The sequence below is a fragment of the Pseudomonas sp. RIT-562 genome, from assembly GCF_026241895.1.
GTDB lineage: Bacteria > Pseudomonadota > Gammaproteobacteria > Pseudomonadales > Pseudomonadaceae > Aquipseudomonas > Aquipseudomonas mandelii_F.
Genome location: NZ_JAPJIV010000002.1, coordinates 75,206 through 92,346, shown reverse-complemented (window position 1 = coordinate 92,346; position 17,141 = coordinate 75,206). Strand labels below are relative to the sequence as shown.

The 17,141-nt window shown below is 60.5% G+C and carries 16 protein-coding genes; 3 read left to right on the top strand and 13 right to left on the bottom strand.

Annotation, left to right across the window (positions count from 1 at the left end):
• The 3 genes from ORL50_RS03150 to ORL50_RS03140 form a co-directional block, all read right to left on the bottom strand.
• Positions 1 to 1,716, bottom strand: coding sequence for a proline--tRNA ligase (locus ORL50_RS03150; RefSeq protein ID WP_266009771.1), 1,716 nt, complete (start codon positions 1,714 to 1,716; stop codon positions 1 to 3).
• Between the two features lie 132 nt (positions 1,717 to 1,848).
• Positions 1,849 to 3,411 carry an AmpG family muropeptide MFS transporter gene (locus ORL50_RS03145; protein WP_266009770.1) on the bottom strand — a complete coding sequence of 521 codons (1,563 nt, stop codon included), beginning with the start codon at positions 3,409 to 3,411 and terminating at the stop codon, positions 1,849 to 1,851.
• Positions 3,412 to 3,454: 43 nt separating this feature from the next.
• Complete coding sequence (locus ORL50_RS03140) at positions 3,455 to 3,808, bottom strand: MGMT family protein (RefSeq protein WP_266009769.1); 354 nt, start codon at positions 3,806 to 3,808, stop codon at positions 3,455 to 3,457.
• 164 nt (positions 3,809 to 3,972) lie between these two features.
• Here ORL50_RS03140 and ORL50_RS03135 point away from each other — a divergent pair, with 164 nt between their 5' ends.
• Positions 3,973 to 4,980 carry a DUF481 domain-containing protein gene (locus ORL50_RS03135; RefSeq protein ID WP_266009768.1) on the top strand — a complete coding sequence of 336 codons (1,008 nt, stop codon included), beginning with the start codon at positions 3,973 to 3,975 and terminating at the stop codon, positions 4,978 to 4,980.
• 190 nt (positions 4,981 to 5,170) lie between these two features.
• On the opposite strand, the gene ORL50_RS03130 is transcribed toward ORL50_RS03135, so the two are convergent.
• Entirely contained in the window at positions 5,171 to 5,380 is a 210-nt protein-coding gene (locus tag ORL50_RS03130; RefSeq protein ID WP_002554837.1) for a cold-shock protein, read from the bottom strand.
• Between the two features lie 356 nt (positions 5,381 to 5,736).
• Here ORL50_RS03130 and dcd point away from each other — a divergent pair, with 356 nt between their 5' ends.
• Both dcd and ORL50_RS03120 read left to right on the top strand, forming a co-directional pair.
• Positions 5,737 to 6,303, top strand: coding sequence for a dCTP deaminase (gene dcd / locus ORL50_RS03125; protein WP_150604965.1), 567 nt, complete (start codon positions 5,737 to 5,739; stop codon positions 6,301 to 6,303).
• Between the two features lie 106 nt (positions 6,304 to 6,409).
• Positions 6,410 to 6,619 carry a hypothetical protein gene (locus ORL50_RS03120; RefSeq protein WP_247288641.1) on the top strand — a complete coding sequence of 70 codons (210 nt, stop codon included), beginning with the start codon at positions 6,410 to 6,412 and terminating at the stop codon, positions 6,617 to 6,619.
• A gap of 33 nt (positions 6,620 to 6,652) precedes the next feature.
• Here ORL50_RS03120 and pdeM read toward each other — a convergent pair whose 3' ends face one another.
• The 9 genes from pdeM to ORL50_RS03075 form a co-directional block, all read right to left on the bottom strand.
• Complete coding sequence (gene pdeM, locus ORL50_RS03115) at positions 6,653 to 7,306, bottom strand: ligase-associated DNA damage response endonuclease PdeM (protein ID WP_266009767.1); 654 nt, start codon at positions 7,304 to 7,306, stop codon at positions 6,653 to 6,655.
• Positions 7,306 to 9,792 (bottom strand): ligase-associated DNA damage response DEXH box helicase, encoded by a 2,487-nt coding sequence (locus ORL50_RS03110; RefSeq protein WP_266009766.1) that lies wholly within the window; start codon positions 9,790 to 9,792, stop codon positions 7,306 to 7,308. Before ORL50_RS03110 ends, pdeM begins: the two co-directional genes overlap by 1 nt.
• A gap of 181 nt (positions 9,793 to 9,973) precedes the next feature.
• A complete protein-coding gene (locus ORL50_RS03105) occupies positions 9,974 to 10,738 on the bottom strand; it encodes an ABC transporter ATP-binding protein (protein ID WP_266009765.1) in 765 nt (254 codons plus the stop codon).
• Positions 10,739 to 10,752: 14 nt separating this feature from the next.
• Positions 10,753 to 11,871 (bottom strand): succinylglutamate desuccinylase/aspartoacylase family protein, encoded by a 1,119-nt coding sequence (locus tag ORL50_RS03100; protein WP_266009764.1) that lies wholly within the window; start codon positions 11,869 to 11,871, stop codon positions 10,753 to 10,755.
• Positions 11,872 to 11,882: 11 nt separating this feature from the next.
• The gene (locus ORL50_RS03095; RefSeq protein WP_266009763.1) at positions 11,883 to 12,593 is read right to left on the bottom strand and encodes an ABC transporter permease; all 711 of its coding nucleotides are present in this window, start codon (positions 12,591 to 12,593) and stop codon (positions 11,883 to 11,885) included.
• Entirely contained in the window at positions 12,590 to 13,318 is a 729-nt protein-coding gene (locus ORL50_RS03090; protein WP_266009762.1) for an ABC transporter permease, read from the bottom strand. The genes ORL50_RS03095 and ORL50_RS03090 overlap by 4 nt, the downstream gene beginning before the upstream one ends.
• 56 nt (positions 13,319 to 13,374) lie before the next feature.
• Positions 13,375 to 14,157: a transporter substrate-binding domain-containing protein gene (locus ORL50_RS03085; protein WP_266009761.1), complete on the bottom strand. Its 783-nt coding sequence runs from the start codon at positions 14,155 to 14,157 to the stop codon at positions 13,375 to 13,377.
• A 196-nt stretch (positions 14,158 to 14,353) separates the two neighbouring features.
• The gene (locus tag ORL50_RS03080; RefSeq protein WP_266009760.1) at positions 14,354 to 16,042 is read right to left on the bottom strand and encodes an ATP-dependent DNA ligase; all 1,689 of its coding nucleotides are present in this window, start codon (positions 16,040 to 16,042) and stop codon (positions 14,354 to 14,356) included.
• The gene (locus ORL50_RS03075) at positions 16,039 to 17,073 is read right to left on the bottom strand and encodes a ligase-associated DNA damage response exonuclease (RefSeq protein ID WP_266009759.1); all 1,035 of its coding nucleotides are present in this window, start codon (positions 17,071 to 17,073) and stop codon (positions 16,039 to 16,041) included. Before ORL50_RS03075 ends, ORL50_RS03080 begins: the two co-directional genes overlap by 4 nt.
• Positions 17,074 to 17,141: the final 68 nt, after the last annotated feature.

Sequence of the window (17,141 nt, the reverse complement as noted above, 5' to 3'; positions counted from 1 at the left end):
TCAGCGGCGGATACGGGCCTGGAGGAAGGACAGCACGTCAGCGACCGGCAATGCCTGCGCTTCAGGTTCGGTGCGGCTCTTGTATTCCAGGTTGCCATCGGCGAGACCGCGGTCGCTGACCACGATCCGGTGAGGGATGCCGATCAGTTCCATGTCCGCGAACTTGATGCCCGGGCTGGTTTTCTTGTCACGATCGTCCAGCAGCACTTCGAAACCGGCCGCAGTCAGTTCTGCGTACAGTTTGTCGGTGGCTTCGCGAACCTGTTCGTTGTCGTAGCGCAGCGGTACCAGCGCGATCTGGAACGGAGCGAGCGTGTCGCTCCAGATGATCCCGTTGGCGTCGTTGTTCTGTTCGATGGCGGCAGCCACCACACGGGACACGCCAATACCATAGCAGCCCATTTCCAGGGTCACCGGCTTGCCGTTCTCGCCCAGCACTTCGCACTTCATCGCTTTGCTGTACTTGTTGCCCAGCTGGAAGATGTGCCCGACTTCGATGCCACGCTTGATTTCCAGGGTGCCCTTGCCGTCCGGGCTTGGGTCGCCGGTCACTACGTTACGCAGGTCGGCAACGGTCGGAATTGGCAGGTCGCGCTCCCAGTTCACGCCGAAGTAGTGCTTGTCGTCGATGTTGGCGCCGATGCCGAAGTCGCTCATCAGCTCGACCGAACGGTCGATGATGATCGGCAGCGGCAGGTTCAGCGGGCCCAGCGAACCCGCGCCGGCGCCAATGGCGTCGCGCAGTTCGGAGTCGGTGGCCATGACCAGCGGGCTGGCGACGCCAGGTTGTTGGGCCGCCTTGATCTCATTGAGTTCGTGGTCGCCGCGGATAACCAGGGCGATCAGCTTGCCTTCTTCTTCGGCACGCACGATCAGGGTCTTGATGGTCTTTTCAATCGGCAGATTGAATTTTTCCACCAGCGCGGCAATTGTCTTGGTGTCCGGGGTGTCGACCAGGCGCAGCTCTTCAGCCGGCGCTGGACGCGAAGTTTCCCGCGGCACGGCTTCGGCTTTCTCGATGTTCGCCGCGTAGTCGGAACCGTTGCTGAAGGCGATATCGTCTTCACCGGATTCAGCCAGGACGTGAAACTCGTGGGAGCCGGCACCGCCGATGGAGCCGTTGTCGGCTTCAACAGGGCGGAATTTCAGGCCCAGGCGGGTGAATACGTTGCAGTAGGCCTGGTGCATGCGGTCGTAGGTGACCTGCAGCGAAGCCTGGTCGGCGTGGAAGGAATAGGCATCCTTCATGATGAATTCGCGGCCGCGCATCAAGCCGAAGCGTGGACGAATTTCGTCACGGAATTTGGTCTGGATCTGATACAGGTTGATCGGCAGCTGCTTGTAGCTGCTCAGCTCATTGCGCATCAGGTCGGTGATGACTTCTTCGTGGGTCGGGCCGGCGCAGAAATCGCGACCATGGCGATCCTTGAAGCGCAGCAATTCCGGGCCGTACTCTTCCCAGCGACCGGATTCCTGCCACAGCTCAGCCGGTTGCGTGCTCGGCATCAACACTTCGAGAGAGCCGGCAGCGTTCATTTCTTCGCGAACGACCGCTTCAACCTTGCGCATCACTCGCAGGCCCATGGGCAGCCAGGTGTACAGGCCCGAGGCGAGTTTGCGGATCATGCCGGCGCGCAGCATCAGCTGATGGCTGATAACGACCGCATCGGAAGGCGTTTCTTTCTGTGTGGCGAGCAAAAATTGACTGGTGCGCATGGTTGGCCGTTGTCGGTTGCTGATGACGAGAAATGACGGAGCATTGTACGGGCGAGATCTGCCGGCGTACAGGCGTGCGGTCGGTGGTGTCGCAGCAGGGCGGGTATTAGCCCGCTCCTGCGCGCTTTCCTGCTAAAGAGGTTCTTCCGCCGCAGGTGCGGGAATGGGTTCCGGGGTCGGTGTTGGCCCCGCGCGGCGGCTTTCCTGATACCAGTGCAGCATGATCAGGAGCAAGGTCGGCACTCCCAGCAGGGCGGTGATCAGGAAGAAGTTGTGATAACCGAATTTCTCTACCATGACCCCCGAGTAGCCGCCAATCAGGCGTGGCAGCAGGAGCATGATCGAGCTCAGCAGGGCGTACTGGGTGGCGGAGAACTTGAGGTTGGTCAGGCTCGACAGGTACGCGACGAACGCCGAAGTCGCCAGGCCGGAACTGAAATTGTCCAGGGAGATGGTGACGATCAGCATGTTCAGGTTGGCGCCCATGTCGGCGAGCATCAGGAACAGCAGGTTGGTGCCCGCTGAGGCAATGCCGCCAATCAGCAGGATCGGCAGGATGCCGAAGCGCACGATCAGCAGGCCGCCCATGCCTGCGCCGACCAGAGTCATGATCAGGCCGAAGATCTTGCTGACGCTGGCGATCTGGTCCTTGGTAAAGCCCTGGTCGATGTAGAAGACGTTGGCCATCACGCCCATGACCGTATCAGACATCCGGTAAGTCGCGATCAGGCCCAGCAGCAACAACGCCTGCCAGCGGTAGCGCAGGATGAAGTCGTTGACCGGCGTCAGCACCGGCGCCAGCCCGCGACGACCCATGGCCGACAGGCACATGACGGTCAGCGTGGTGTAGAGAATCGCCCTCAGGAAGGCGCGGTCTTCGAGCAGCAGATCGAGCACGCTGTGCCCTTCAAACAGCACGCTGGCGAAATCGGTGTTGTACAGCTGGGTGAACATGGCCGGCACGGACACCAGCAGCACGATCAGCACGAACACCGAGGCCAGTTGATGCACGAAGGTGTAGCGCCCGGCCTGCAGTTGCGTGCGCAGCGGCACCGGCGGTTCGCGCATGAAGAAGGACGTGAGCAGCGCCGGGATCATCAGGGCGCCGAACAGGATGTAAGTACCGGCCCAGGCTGAGTGCTGGTAGTTGAAACCCGTCGAACCGAAGCCCTCGGCGAAGAACAGCGCGCCGGCCGTGGCCAGCAGCGCGGCAATTCGGTAACCGGACATGTAGCTGGCGGCCAGGGCTGCCTGGCGGCTGTCGTCAGCAATCTCCAGGCGATAGGCATCGACCGCAATGTCTTGCGTTGCGGAAGCGAACGCGACGACTACGGCAATGGCGATCAACCAGGACAGGTGTTTTTGCGGGTCGCAGAAACCCATCCCGATCAAGCCGAGAATCACCAGTGCCTGGGAAAGGACCAGCCAGGAGCGTCGACGCCCGAGCTTACCGAGCAATGGCAGGCGCCACTGGTCGAGCAACGGCGACCAGACCCATTTAAAGGCATAGGCCAGACCGATCAGGCTTGCATAACCAATGGTTTCGCGAGCCACACCGGCTTCACGCAGCCAGACCGAAAGTGTTGAGAACACCAGCATGTACGGCAGGCCGGCGGCGAAACCCAGCAGCAACAGCACGAGTGTTGAAGGGCTGGCATAGGCGGCGAGCGCGGCGCGCCAGGTTTTACGGGGCATGGGCTGGAGTCTGCCTCAAGATTACGGAAACAAAGCGCGCACTCTAACCGCTGTACTCTACCGGGCGCCAGCCATGGCGCTGAATATCAACACGATTATTCAGGATACTGACCCCTTCCTCGCGTAATCGCGCGCGTTGTTCGTCCCCGGAAGCGCTGCCGACAGGCAGGCTCAGACGGCCGCCCGCGCCCAGCACTCGGTGCCACGGCAATTTGCTATCGCCGGGTAGCTGGCTGAGAGTGCGGCCGACATAACGGGCGGCGCGACCGAGCCCGGCCAGCTCCGCCAACTGACCATAACTGACGACTTTGCCCGGCGGCACTTGAGCCAGCGTCAGGTAGAGCGCCGTGCGTCGGATTTGCGCGGCGCTGTCGATTTCATTGTGCGGGTCTGTCACGTACGCAGTTCCTGCGGTGGGCGCTAATTACTGTCATCAGAGTAAGTCCAGAATCGCCAATTGAGAAATGAACTCAATACAAATAGTTGTGTCAGTGCTTGCTAGGGTCTTATTCATACGGATAATGCCGACTTTTTTTCGCAAACTTGAGCCTGTCTTTGCTTATGGTGTCCAGATCTCTGCTGTGCCTCGCTGTTCTAAGTGCTTCCACACCCTTGCTCGCCGACACCGTCTGGTTGAAGAACGGTGACAAGCTGAGCGGCAAGATCACCCTGTTCGACGGCGGCAAGCTGTTGATCCAGACCGAGTACGCCGGCGCGATTCCGATCGACTGGAAGCAGGTCAAGACTCTGGAAAGCGATCAGGAGTTGTTGGTCAAGCAGGATGCCTATACCGGGGAAAAGGCCAAGTCCCTGCATGCGGCAGACGATGGCAAGGTTACGCTGGCCAACGGCGATGCGCCGAAGACCGTGGAGCTTGCCAGCATCCAGCAAATCCTCAAGCCCAAGCCGGTGGTCGAGGATCTGGTGTGGAAGGGTAATGTCGACATGGCGCTGGACTATGAGCGCGCCGAGAAAGATACCGATGACTACGATATCGACTTCAAGACTACCGCGCGCCATGGCAGATGGCGGCACACGGCTGAAGGTGAATACAACCGCGAATTCCAGGACGAAGAGGTCACCACGGATAACTGGCGTGCCGAGTACTCGCTCGATCGGTTCCTGACCGAGAAGTGGTTCTGGCAGGGGCGCGCTGTTTATAAGCGTGACAAGGTCGAGGATCTGTCCCGCCAGCGCACCGTCGGTACCGGCCCGGGTTACCAGTTCTGGGATGATGAGCTGGGCGCATTCTCGCTCGGCTCGCTGGTCAACCGCACGGACTATGAATACTCGGACGGCGGCAAGGAGAACTTCTATTCCCTGGCCATGAAGTGGGACTACAACCGCTATTTGATTGGCAAGACGGTCGAGTTCTTCACTAACGGCGAGGTAGGCAAGCCGTTGTCGGGCGTGGCGGATTACGCGCTGGATGCCGAGATTGGCTTGCGTTACAAAGTCACCGAGTGGGCTTCGCTTAACCTCAAGGCTGAGCGTGATGTCATTAGTGGTACTAATGATGCTGATCTGGAGAAGACCCGTTATACCGCTGGGTTCGGTGTGGCCTGGTGATATGCGTTAAAGCTTAAGATCAAAAGATCGTCCGATCGCGGCCCGAGCCTTCGGCAGCTCCTACAGGGGTTTTGCATTCACCCTGTAGGAGCTGCCGCAGGCTGCGATCTTTTTTGTCGCCATACAAAGTACACAGGCACAAAAAAGCCCCGCTTTTGAGGGCGGGGCCTTTTACTAAAGCAAGTACAAGTTAGATAACTTGAACTTCTTCAGCTTGCATGCCTTTCTGACCGCGGGTAGCGATGAAAGAAACCTGTTGGCCTTCTTTCAGGCTTTTGAAGCCGTCGGATTGGATAGCTTTGAAGTGAACGAACAGGTCGTCACCGGATTGTGGAGTGATGAAGCCGAAGCCTTTTTCATCGTTGAACCACTTAACGGTACCGGTTTGGCGATTAGACATGGTGTAACTCCTTGAACAAAGATAACTGCGACGCAGGAAGAACCCTGGCCGAGACTGAGTGCAAAGAGCAGGAAAAATTCTTGTAGATGGTTGGATCGAAATTCAACATATCGTGTAGAGATTCTCAGTGACACAAGCAGCACAGTGGCGCCACCTTAACCCTTTTTCCGGAACGTGCCAATGCTTCTTGCGAAGGTTTCTCTTATTTCGTGACTGACGGTGCATCGAAATAGTGTGAAACCCCGGGAATTCGGGGGCCTGCCTGAGAGAATTGTATTGCGGACTTTGAACCGACGACGCGCCCCCGGTAAGATGCCGGACAGATTTTCTCCACCTCGCTATTCAGGACACCCGCCATGAGCATCAAATCGGACAAGTGGATTCGCCGCATGGCGCAAGAGCACGGCATGATCGAACCTTTCGTCGAGCGCCAGGTGCGCGGCAACGACGATAACCGTGTGATCTCCTACGGCGTGTCGAGTTACGGCTACGACGTTCGTTGCACTAATCATTTCAAGGTGTTTACCAACATCAATTCGGCCATCGTCGACCCGAAAAATTTCGACGCCGGCAGCTTCGTCGACATCCACAGCGACGTCTGCATCATCCCGCCGAACTCTTTCGCCTTGGCCAGCACCGTCGAATACTTCCGTATTCCGCGCAACGTATTGACCATCTGCCTGGGCAAGAGCACCTACGCCCGCTGCGGCATCATCGTCAACGTCACCCCGCTTGAGCCTGAGTGGGAGGGGCACGTGACCCTGGAGTTTTCGAACACCACCAACCTGCCGGCGAAAATCTATGCCAACGAAGGCGTGGCGCAGATGCTGTTCCTTGAATCCGACGAAGAGTGCGAAGTCTCCTACAAGGACCGTGGCGGCAAGTATCAGGGCCAACGCGGCGTTACCCTGCCACGCACCTGAGTCATCCATTCGACGGGTCGTGGGAATTCTTCGGCGGGAAGGCACTCTATTGGGTGTACTGCCCGGTTCGCGCACAGTGGACCGGGCCACTGCTCAGGAGTGCTCTATGAAGATCGATCCGCGAATAAGTGCCGAACTGGCAAGGCTTGAGCCCAATCAGGTCGGCGTACTGGCCTGGTCATTGCTGGCGCACCCGCCACTCAGCATGGCGGGGGGCATCCCCGGCCAGCCTGATCCTGATACCCCTAACGAACAACCCACCGAACCGGGTGAACCCACTTTGCCGGATGAGCCGCCTCCAGCGCCTGTCGCGTGAGCCGCTGGCGATGCTGTGTGGGGGCGAAAGCTCCTACACCGGCCATATTTCGTTGTCGCCAATGACAAATAACCTGCAGCTGTCATTCCGCTCCACCTGATACCCGCCGGTAAATGCGCCGAAAGCGGGGAGCAGGCTGACCGCCTCCCCAAGCCTGAAGCAGGCCAGGCGCAAGCTCTGGCGCCCTCGACCGTGCAACCGATAGACCGGATGGACGTGGCCGGCCAAGACGTGCCTGTCCGGGTGCTCGTCGGGTTCGTGCTGCAAGGCGAATGGCCCGAGCAAAAGCGGTTCGGGCACTACGCGAATGTTCAATGAGGCTGGCGGATCGCCGGCGCGCTTGTCGTGATTGCCGCGAATCAGGGTCATGGGCAGGTTGCTGTGCCGTGCACGCCACTGGGCCAGGGCACTCAAGGTGGCTGGTGCGTGGGAGCCGGGACCGTGCAGGAAGTCGCCGAGGAATATCAGCTGGCGACACGGCAGTCGGGCCAGCAGCCCGTCCAGGACGCTGATGTTTTGCGTGGTGGTGCCCTGCGGGACGGGTTGCCCCAGGCGCCGATACGCGGCGGCCTTGCCAAAATGCACATCGGCTATCAGTAACGCCTGTTGCGCTGGCCAGTAGATGGCTTTTTCCGGCAGCAGCCACAGCTCTTCTCCCGCGAGCCGAACGGGGTAGGGTGTACTCATCAGGCTTTCCCTGTCTCTGCGGTGGTTTCCAGGTCGCTGACCATGCGGCGGATGCGGTCGGCGAGTTTTTCCGAACTCATGCTTTCGCGCATGCGCTCCACCAGCAGTGGAAAGGCCAGCGGTGTAGGACGTTTGATCGGATGCAGGTCGAGCTGCATTCGGCCGACTCGCTCCAGCGTCTGTTCCAGGCGCCGAATGTCGAGCTCTTCGCGCAGGACTTCTTCCCCGGCCTGGGCCAGCAGCAGGTTGTCGGCGTCATATTGCTTGAACACTTCGAAGAAGAGCCCACTGGACGCCTGGACCTGACGGGTACTCTTTGGTGCGCCGGGATATCCGGCAAACACCAGGCCGGCAATGCGGGCAATTTCGCGAAAGCGGCGCAGGGCCAGTTCGCCGGCATTCAGGCTGGCGAGCACATCAGCCATCAAGTGTTCATGGCTGAGCAATTGCGGGTCGAGATGCTCGGACCAGTTGACATGAGTGGCGCTCAGCAGCTCCAGTCCATAATCATTCACTGCAATGGAGAACGTCACCGCCAGTCGTTGACTGACCCGCCACGCCAGCAGGCTTGCCAGGCCCAGGTGCACTTGGCGTCCGGCGAACGGGTAAAGGAACAGGTGCCAGCCCTCACGGGATTTCAGGGATTCGGCCAGCAGGCTGGTATTCGTTGGCAGGCCGGACCACTGTTGTTGCACCTCCAGCAAGGGGCGCAAAGCCTTCATTTCCGGGCCTACGAATTCGCCAGCTGCGGCTGCGCTGAAACGTGCAACGACTGCGGTGGCAAGCTCGTTTGAGAGCGGCATGCGCCCGCCATTCCAGCGCGGCACCGCAGCTTTTTTCGCTGTGCTGCGCTTGACGTAGGCCGTCATGTTTTCCACTCGCACCAACTCCAGCAAGCGCCCGGCGAACAGAAAGCCGTCGCCGGGCTTGAGCCGGGCAATAAAACCTTCCTCGACGCTGCCCAACTGCTTGCCGCCGCCGCCCTTGCTCCAGAATTTCAACTGAATGCTCGCATCACTGACAATGGTGCCGATGCTCATGCGGTGGCGGCGCGCCAAGCGTGCGTCGGGCACCCGCCACACTCCGTGTTCATCGGGCTCGACCCGGCGGTAATCCGGATAAGCTGTCAGGGACAGCCCACCGTGGCGCACGAAAGCCAGCGCCCACACCCAATCCGCCGGGCTGAGATCGCGATAGGCCCATGCGCCGCGCACTTCTTCGTACAGCTCCTCGGGAATGAAGCCTCCACCCAGGGCCATGCTAACCAGATGTTGCACCAGCACATCCAGGGGCTTGTGCGGAGATTCCCGGGGCTCGATGCGACGCTGTGCCACCGCGTCCTGAGCTGCAATCGCCTCTATCAACTCCAGGCTGTGAGTCGGCACCAACGTCACCCGCGACACTCGCCCCGGCGCGTGCCCGGAGCGGCCGGCACGCTGCATCAGGCGCGCAACTCCTTTGGCCGAGCCGATTTGCAGTACCCGTTCCACCGGCAGGAAATCCACCCCCAGGTCGAGACTGGAAGTGCAGACCACCGCTTTAAGCTGCCCATCCTTGAGCGCCCGTTCGACCCAGTCCCGGGTGTCCCGCGACAATGAACTGTGATGCAGGGCAATCAATCCGGCCCAGTCCGGCCGTGCTTCGAGCAGCGCCTGATACCAGATCTCCGATTGCGCGCGGGTATTGGTGAACACCAGGGTGCTGGGGCTGGACTCAAGCTCCGCGACTACTTGCGGCAACATTTTCAGGCCGATGTGCCCGGCCCAGGGAAAGCGTTCGATGGCGGGAGGACGCAATGAATCGACCCGTAGATCTTTGGCGCTCTGGCCTAGCACGCTAATGCCGCCGCCTTGGGGGATCAGCACTTGCTCGGCGTGCGCCTGATTGCCCAAGGTCGCGGAAACGCCCCACACCACCAGCTCCGGCTGCCAGCGGCGCAGACGGGCGAGGGCCAGTTGCAGTTGCACCCCGCGTTTGTTGCCGAGCAGTTCGTGCCATTCATCCACCACTATCATGCGCAAGGTCGACAAGGCGCTTTGCGCATCGGCACGCGCCAACAGCAACGTGAGGCTTTCCGGGGTGGTGATCAGGGTGGTGGGCAGGCGCCTGCTTTGCCGGGCCCGCTCGCTGCTGCTGGTGTCACCGGTCCGCAGGCCGACGCTCCAGGGTATCTGCAGGTCCTGCAACGGCGCCTCCAGTGCGCGCGCGGTGTCGGCCGCCAGCGCGCGCATTGGAGTTATCCACAAAACGGTCAGGGGTTCGGCAACAGGTTTGCGCTTGCGCGGTGTGTCAACGGGGGCGAGCGTGGTGGCATAGCGGTTCAGTGCACCGAACCAGACCGCATAGGTTTTACCTGCGCCGGTGCTGGCATGGAGCAGTCCGGACTGGCCTTGCTTGACGGCGGCCCAGACCTGTTTCTGAAAAGCGAACGGCTTCCAGCCGCGAGCGCCGAACCATTTTTTTGCAAAGTCTGGAGAGGTTCCCATGCCGGCTGAGTGGCCCTGTAGAAGCTAGGTAGGAGCTGTCGAGTGAAACGAGGCTGCGATCTTTCGATCTGGCCTCTAGGTGACTAGTTCAAAAGATCGCAGCCTCGTTTCACTCGACAGCTCCTACCCAGGCCACACCCCCCCACCGATGGGATCTGTGGGCCAGGCAATCGAGCCCGCGTTACTTCAAATTCCCACTAAGAAACTGCTTCAACCGCTCACTGCGCGGGTTGCCCAACACATCTTCAGGCGCACCTTCCTCTTCCACCAACCCCTGATGCAGAAACAGCACCTGGTTCGACACCTTGCGCGCAAAGCTCATCTCGTGGGTCACCATGATCATCGTGCGGCCCTCTTCAGCCAGGCCCTGGATCACCTTCAGCACTTCACCCACCAACTCCGGGTCCAGGGCCGAAGTGGGTTCGTCGAACAACATCACCTCCGGTTCCATGGCCAACGCGCGGGCGATGGCGACGCGCTGCTGCTGGCCGCCGGAAAGAAAGGCCGGGTACTGATCGGCCACCCGGGCCGCCAGGCCAACCTTGTCCAGGTAACGTCGGGCGCGGTCCTCGGCTTCTTTTTTGTCACAGCCCAGCACCCGCCGCGGCGCCATTGTGATGTTCTCCAGCACCGTCATGTGGCTCCACAAATTGAAGTGCTGGAACACCATCGCCAGGCGCGTGCGGATCCTCTGCAGTTCATCGGGATCGGCCACGTGCATGCCGTGACGGTCCTTGATCATGCGAATGCTCTGGCCGTCGAGGCTCATCGCCCCGTCATTGGGTTGTTCGAGAAAATTGATGCAACGCAGAAATGTGCTTTTGCCCGAGCCGCTGGCGCCGATCAGGCTGATGACGTCGCCGGTGTTGGCCTTGAGCGAAACACCCTTGAGCACTTCATGATCGCCATAGCTTTTGTGCAGGCCTTCAATGGTCAGTTTGTACATGGGGCAATGCATCCTCAAGGCGAAAGTAGGTAGCCGCTGCGATAGGCTTCTGTGCCCGCGACATGGGCGATCACCATGCCGGCAGTGGCCATGCGTCGCAGCGAGCGGGCGTACATCAACCCGGCGGCGGTGCAATGGACCGGGGTGACGTGATCGAGCACCGGGTCAATGATTTCAGCCACCAACTGGCCCGCTTCCAGGTATTCCCCCGGCAGCGCGGCGAACACCAGCAACCCGCCAACCGACGTCGCTACAGGCTCCACACCGGCCAGCGGGGTCGCGGGGTAGGGCAGTTCCGGCAGGGGCGGCGGCGTGCCCACGATGGCGCCGAAGTGCATCAGGTAATCGAGCAATGCCTGGCAATCGAGACTGGCCAGCGGATGATTGACGTCGCCCTGGCCGCGCAATTCGACGGTCACCGAGAAGCTGCCCAGAGGGATGTCGAAGTGTTCGCCGAAGCGCTCCTTCAACTGCCACCAGAGCAGCGTGAAGCATTCGTCGAACGACTGGCCGCCGGAATCGGTGGCCAGCAGGCTGGCTTCGGCGCCGATGTAGCGCGCCAGCGGCTCCACCTGAGGCCAGGCCTCGGGTGTGGTGTAAAGGTGCGCGACGGCTTCGAAATCGCAATGCAAATCCAGCACCATATCGGCGTCGCAAGCCAGCCGTTGCAGGGTCAGGCGCTGGGATTGCAACTGGGTGGTCGCCGTGTGCCGTGCCAGCGCCTGGCGCAGGCTGCTGCGGATAACCTGCAGGTTGTGCTGTGGGTCATCGCCCAGCTGGCCTTCGATTTCGTTGCCGACTTCTTCACTCAGGTCGACGAACCAGCGGTTGAAATTCTGCCCACTTTCAAGCTCGTAACGTCCCAGCGGTACATCCATCAGTACCTGCTCCAGGCCGACCGGGTTGGCCACCGGTACCAGGACAATTTCGCTGCGCAGGCGGCCAGCGGCTTCCAGTTCCCGCAGGCGCTGCTTGAGGTGCCAGGCCACCAGCATGCCGGGCATTTCATCGGCGTGCAGGGATGACTGGATGTAGATCTTGCCGCTGGCCTTCGAGGGGCCGAAGTGGAAGCTGTGAATCTGCCGTGCGGTCCCCGGCAGCGGGGCCAGCAAGTCATGGATCTGGTGGCGCATGGTGCAAAGTCCTAGTGGGTCGGCCCGAGGAAGGCCAGCCAGCGGCGTTCAGCGAGGCGGAACAGGCCGACCAGTGCAAAGGTAACGGTCAGGTAGATCAGCGCGGCAATGCCGAACGACTGAAAGGTCAGGAAAGTCGCCGAGTTGGCGTCCCGAGCGACTTTCAGCACATCGGGGATGGTCGCGGTGAACGCCACCGTGGTCGAGTGCAGCATCAGGATCACTTCGTTGCTGTAATAAGGCAACGAACGGCGCAGGGCCGAAGGCATGATCACGTAGGCATAGAGCTTCCAGCCGGTCAGGCCATAGGCTTTGGCCGCTTCGACTTCGCCGTGGTTCATGCTGCGGATGGCCCCGGCGAAAATCTCCGTGGTGTAGGCACAGGTGTTCAGGGCAAATGCCAGGATCGTGCAATTCATAGCATCGCGAAAGAACGCATCCAGCACCGGTTGCTCACGCACCGCCGCCAGGCTGTAGATCCCGGTGTAGCAAATCAGCAGCTGGATATAGAGCGGTGTCCCGCGAAACAGGTAGGTGTAGAACTGCACTGGCCAGCGCACGTAGACCTTGGGCGAAACCCGGGCAATCGACAGTGGGATAGACACCACGAAACCAATGCAGATCGACGCACTGAGCAGCCACAGGGTCATGGCCAGGCCGGTGATGTTGTAGCCGTCGGTATAAAGGAAGGGTTTCCAGTATTCCTGCAGGAGTTCGATCATCGTACGGCCTCCCGGGAACCGGCGGCGTAGCGGCGTTCGAGCCAGCGCAGGACAAAGTTTGACGCACTGGTGATCAGCAGGTAGATCAGTGCCGCCAGGACCAGGAAATAGAACAGCTGATAGGTGCTTTTACCGGCGTCCTGGGCGGCCTTGACCAGGTCGGCGAGGCCGATGATCGACACCAGCGCAGTGGCCTTGAGCATCACCATCCAGTTGTTGCCGATGCCTGGCAAGGCAAAGCGCATCATTTGCGGAAACACCACGATGCGAAAGCGTTGCCCGCGTTTGAGCCCATAGGCGGTGGCGGCTTCGACCTGACCCCGGGGGACCGCGAGGATCGCGCCACGAAAGGTTTCGGTGAAGTACGCGCCATAGATGAAGCCCAGGGTAATGACCCCGGCACTGAACGGGTTGATCTCGATGTATTCCCATTCCATGAAGTCGGTGAACGACGTCAGCCAGGTCTGCAGGCTGTAGAAGATCAGCAGCATCAGCACCAGGTCCGGCACGCCGCGAATCAGCGTGGTATAGACCTGCGCCGGAATCCGCAGCAGTTTGAGTTTTGACAGCTTGGCCGTGGCGCCGAGCAGGCCGAGCAACACGGCCACCAGCAGCGACAACGCCGATAATTTGATGGTCATCCAGGTGCCTTCCAACAGCAACGGGCCGAAGCCCTGGAGGCTGAAGGCGGAGAGCCCCAGAGTTTGCAGGAGGTTTTCGAACATAAATCAGCAACCTGATCGGATGAAAAAAGCGCCCATTAAAAGATGGGCGCCGGGCATTATTTGCCGCTGTACAGATTCAGATCGCCGAAGTGTTTCTTCTGAATGGTGGCGTAGGTGCCATCGTCGTGTAACGCTTTGATACCTTTATCCAAAAGTGCTTTCAGCTCGGTGTTACCTTTCTTAATACCGACCGCTGTTTTGGCTGGCAGCAGTTCGCTGTCGACCGGCTTGCTGATGTCGTAGCCTTCGCCTTTTGGCGACTTGAGGAAGCCCAGTTCGGCTTGCAGCATGTCCTGGATGGCGCCGTCGAGACGACCGGAAGTCAGGTCGGAATACACCTGGTCCTGGTTCTGGTAGGCCTGGGTTTTAACGCCAGCCTTGTCCAGTACGGCCTTGGCGTAGGCTTCCTGAATGGTGCCCTGCTCGTAGCCGATGGTCTTGCCCTTGAGCGACGCGACGTCTTCGCTCAAGCCGGAGCCTTTCTTGAACACGTAGGCAGTAGGGCCGGAAAACAGCTCGCCGGAGAAGTCGATGACCTTTTCACGGGCCGGGGTAACGGTCATCGACGAGATCACGCCGTCGAATTTGTTGGCCTTGAGGCCAGGAATCATGCCGTCGAAATCACTTTCGACCCATTTGCACTTGACCTTCAACTCGGCGCAAATCGCGTTCCCCAGATCGATGTCGAAGCCCACGAGGTTGCCGTCAGCCGCTTTCGACTCGAACGGTGCGTAGGAAGGGTCAACGCCAAAACGCAATTCCTTGTATTCCTTCGCCACCGCGGAGCCGGCAGCCATGCACAACGCCAGTGCAGAAAGGGTCAGCAATGCTTTTTTCATTATTCAATCCCTAAAAACCAATTTGAGCGCTTGTGGCGCGTAAAATTTGTTACTGGAAAGCGTAAGACCTGAATAAAGTAGCAATTTCTGAACCATAGTCCCGAACAAGCGTTTTAAAAGTGCTTTGAGAAACAGCGGGGAGGTGTTTGTGCCCACAAGCGGGCACGAGCGGACGGGCGCACCAAAGCAGTTCGTTTCAGCCCAACAGGTCCTGCAATGTTGCCAGGTTGTCCGCTTCATCCACCGACTTGTCACGGCGCCAGCGCAACATGCGCGGGAACCTTACGGCGATCCCGCTCTTGTGACGTTTGGACAGCGCGATGCCCTCGAAACCCAATTCGAACACCAGGCTGGGCTTCACGCTGCTGACTGGGCCGAATTTCTCTACCGTGGTCTTGCGCACGATGCTATCGACCTGGCGCATTTCTTCATCGGTCAAGCCGGAGTACGCCTTGGCGAACGGCACCAGGGTGCGTTCGCTGGAGTCTGCCGGGCCGTCCCATACGGCGAAGGTGTAATCGCTGTACAGGCTGGCGCGCCGCCCGTGGCCGCGCTGGGCGTAGATCAGCACCGCATCGACGCTATAGGGGTCGACTTTCCATTTCCACCAAACGCCCATGTCCTTGGTCCGGCCGACGCCGTACAACGCATCCTTCGCCTTGAGCATCATGCCCTCGACGCCCAGGCTGCGCGAGGCTTCGCGCTGGCGGGCGAGGTCGAACCAGTCTTCGCCGGTGAGCACCGGCGAGGCCAGCAACACCGGGTTGTTGCACGCGCCGAGGACCTGCTCCAGCTGTTCGCGCCGCTTGGCCTGAGGCTGATTGCGCCAGTCTTCGCCATTCCATTCCAGCAAGTCATAGGCAAGTACCACGACGGGCACGTCATCGAGGATTTTCTTGCCCAGGGTCTTGCGGCCGATGCGCTGTTGCAGCAAAGCGAAAGGCTGCACTGACGGAGTCGAGGGCGCCTGCGGTTCAAAGGCATCTTCGGTGCGGGCTGGCGCGGCTTTCCAAGCGACGATCTCGCCATCGATCACGGTGCCATCGGGCAGGCCATGCACCAGGCTCTCCAGTTCCGGGAAACGCTCGGTTACCAATTCTTCCCCGCGCGACCAGATCCACAGGCGACCCTCGCGTTTAACCACCTGGGCGCGAATACCGTCCCACTTCCATTCGATTTGCCACTGGCTGGCAGGGCCGAGCAGTGCTTCAAACTGGTCCACCGGTTGTGACAACGCATGGGCCAGGAAAAACGGGTAGGGCTGGCCGCCGCGCTGGGCATGCTCGTCGGTTGATTCCGCAGCGATCAGTTTCAGGTAACTGGCGGCGCTCGGGCGGTTGGACAGGTCGGTGTACCCCACCAGGCGCTGGGCCACCCGTTTGCTGTCCAACCCCGCCATGGCGGCCAAAGCCCGCGTCACCAGTAATTTGGAAACGCCCACGCGAAAGCTTCCGGTAATTAACTTGATGCACAGCATCAGGCTGGAGCGGTCGAGTTGCGACCAGAGTGCAGGCAGCGCCTGGGCCAGTGCCTCAGGGGATTCCCCACGCAGGGGCAACAGCTTTTCCTCGATCCATACTGCCAGGCCGTCGCTGGAACTGTGGCTGGATTCGGGCAAGACAAGGGAAATCGTCTCCGCCATATCGCCCACAGCCTGGTAGCTCTCCTCGAACAACCAGGGTGACAGGCCGGAGTACGCCACGGCCAGCTCGCGCAACATGCGTACCGGGACCAATTGCCGAGGGCGTCCGCCCGACAGGAAGTACACCGCCCATGCCGCATCTTGCGGTGCCGCCTGGGCAAAATAGTTCTGCATGGCGGCCAATTTGGCGTTGCTGGAGGTGGTCGCATCGAGTTCGGCGTAGAGTTCGGCGAAAGCTTTCATGCGGTGACCTCTTCGCTTTGTGACTCGGCGCCGGCCAGTTCCTCTTCGTCATCACCGTATTCAGTACTGAAGCCCTGGGCATCCAGGCCTTGCTCGCGCAGATGGCGCACCAGTACGGCGACCGAGCCGTGGGTCACCATGACCCGCTCGGCACCGGTCTGGCCGATGGCCCAGAGCAAGCCCGGCCAGTCGGCGTGGTCGGAGAGGATAAACCCGCGATCGACGCCGCGCCGGCGCCGGGTGCCGCGCAGGCGCATCCAGCCGCTGGCGAAGCCGTCACTGTAGTCGCCAAACCGGCGCATCCAGGTGCTGCCACCGGCTGAAGGCGGGGCGATCACCAGGGCCTTGCGCATGATGGGGTCGCTTTTTTTCACATCCCCGGCGTAAATCGTCGGCGGGATGTACACGCCGCTCTCGCGGTAGACGCGGTTCAGCGGCTCCACCGCGCCATGGGTCAAGATCGGGCCGAGGCTGGCGTCGATGCCATGCAGGATGCGCTGGGCCTTGCCGAAGGAGTAACAGAACAGCACGCTGGTTTTGTCCTGTGCGGCGTTGGCCTGCCACCACTGATTGATCTCGGCAAATATCTCCGCCTGGGGTTGCCAGCGATAGATCGGCAGGCCGAACGTCGATTCGGTGATAAAGGTATGGCAGCGCACCGGTTCGAACGGCGCGCAGGTGCCATCGGGTTCGATCTTGTAATCGCCTGAAGCCACCCAGACTTCGCCGCCGTATTCCAGGCGTACCTGTGCCGAGCCGAGGACATGCCCGGCCGGGTGAAAGCTCAAGGTTACGCCGTGATGCAGCAGGCGTTCACCGTAGGCCAAGGTCTGCAAATTGATGTCCTGGCCCAGCCGCGAGCGCAGGATTCCTTCGCCAGGTGCGGCCGCGAGGTAGTGTTGATTGCCGGTGCGGGCATGGTCGCCATGGGCATGGGTGATGACCGAGCGCTCGACCGGACGCCAGGGGTCGATATAGAAATCCCCGGCGGGGCAGTACAGGCCTTCGGGGCGAGCGATAACAAGGTCCATGAGGGTGACCAGACAGGGGGACTTGTTAGCTATGAGGATGGCGCGGGGGCAGAAGTTCTATTGATTTT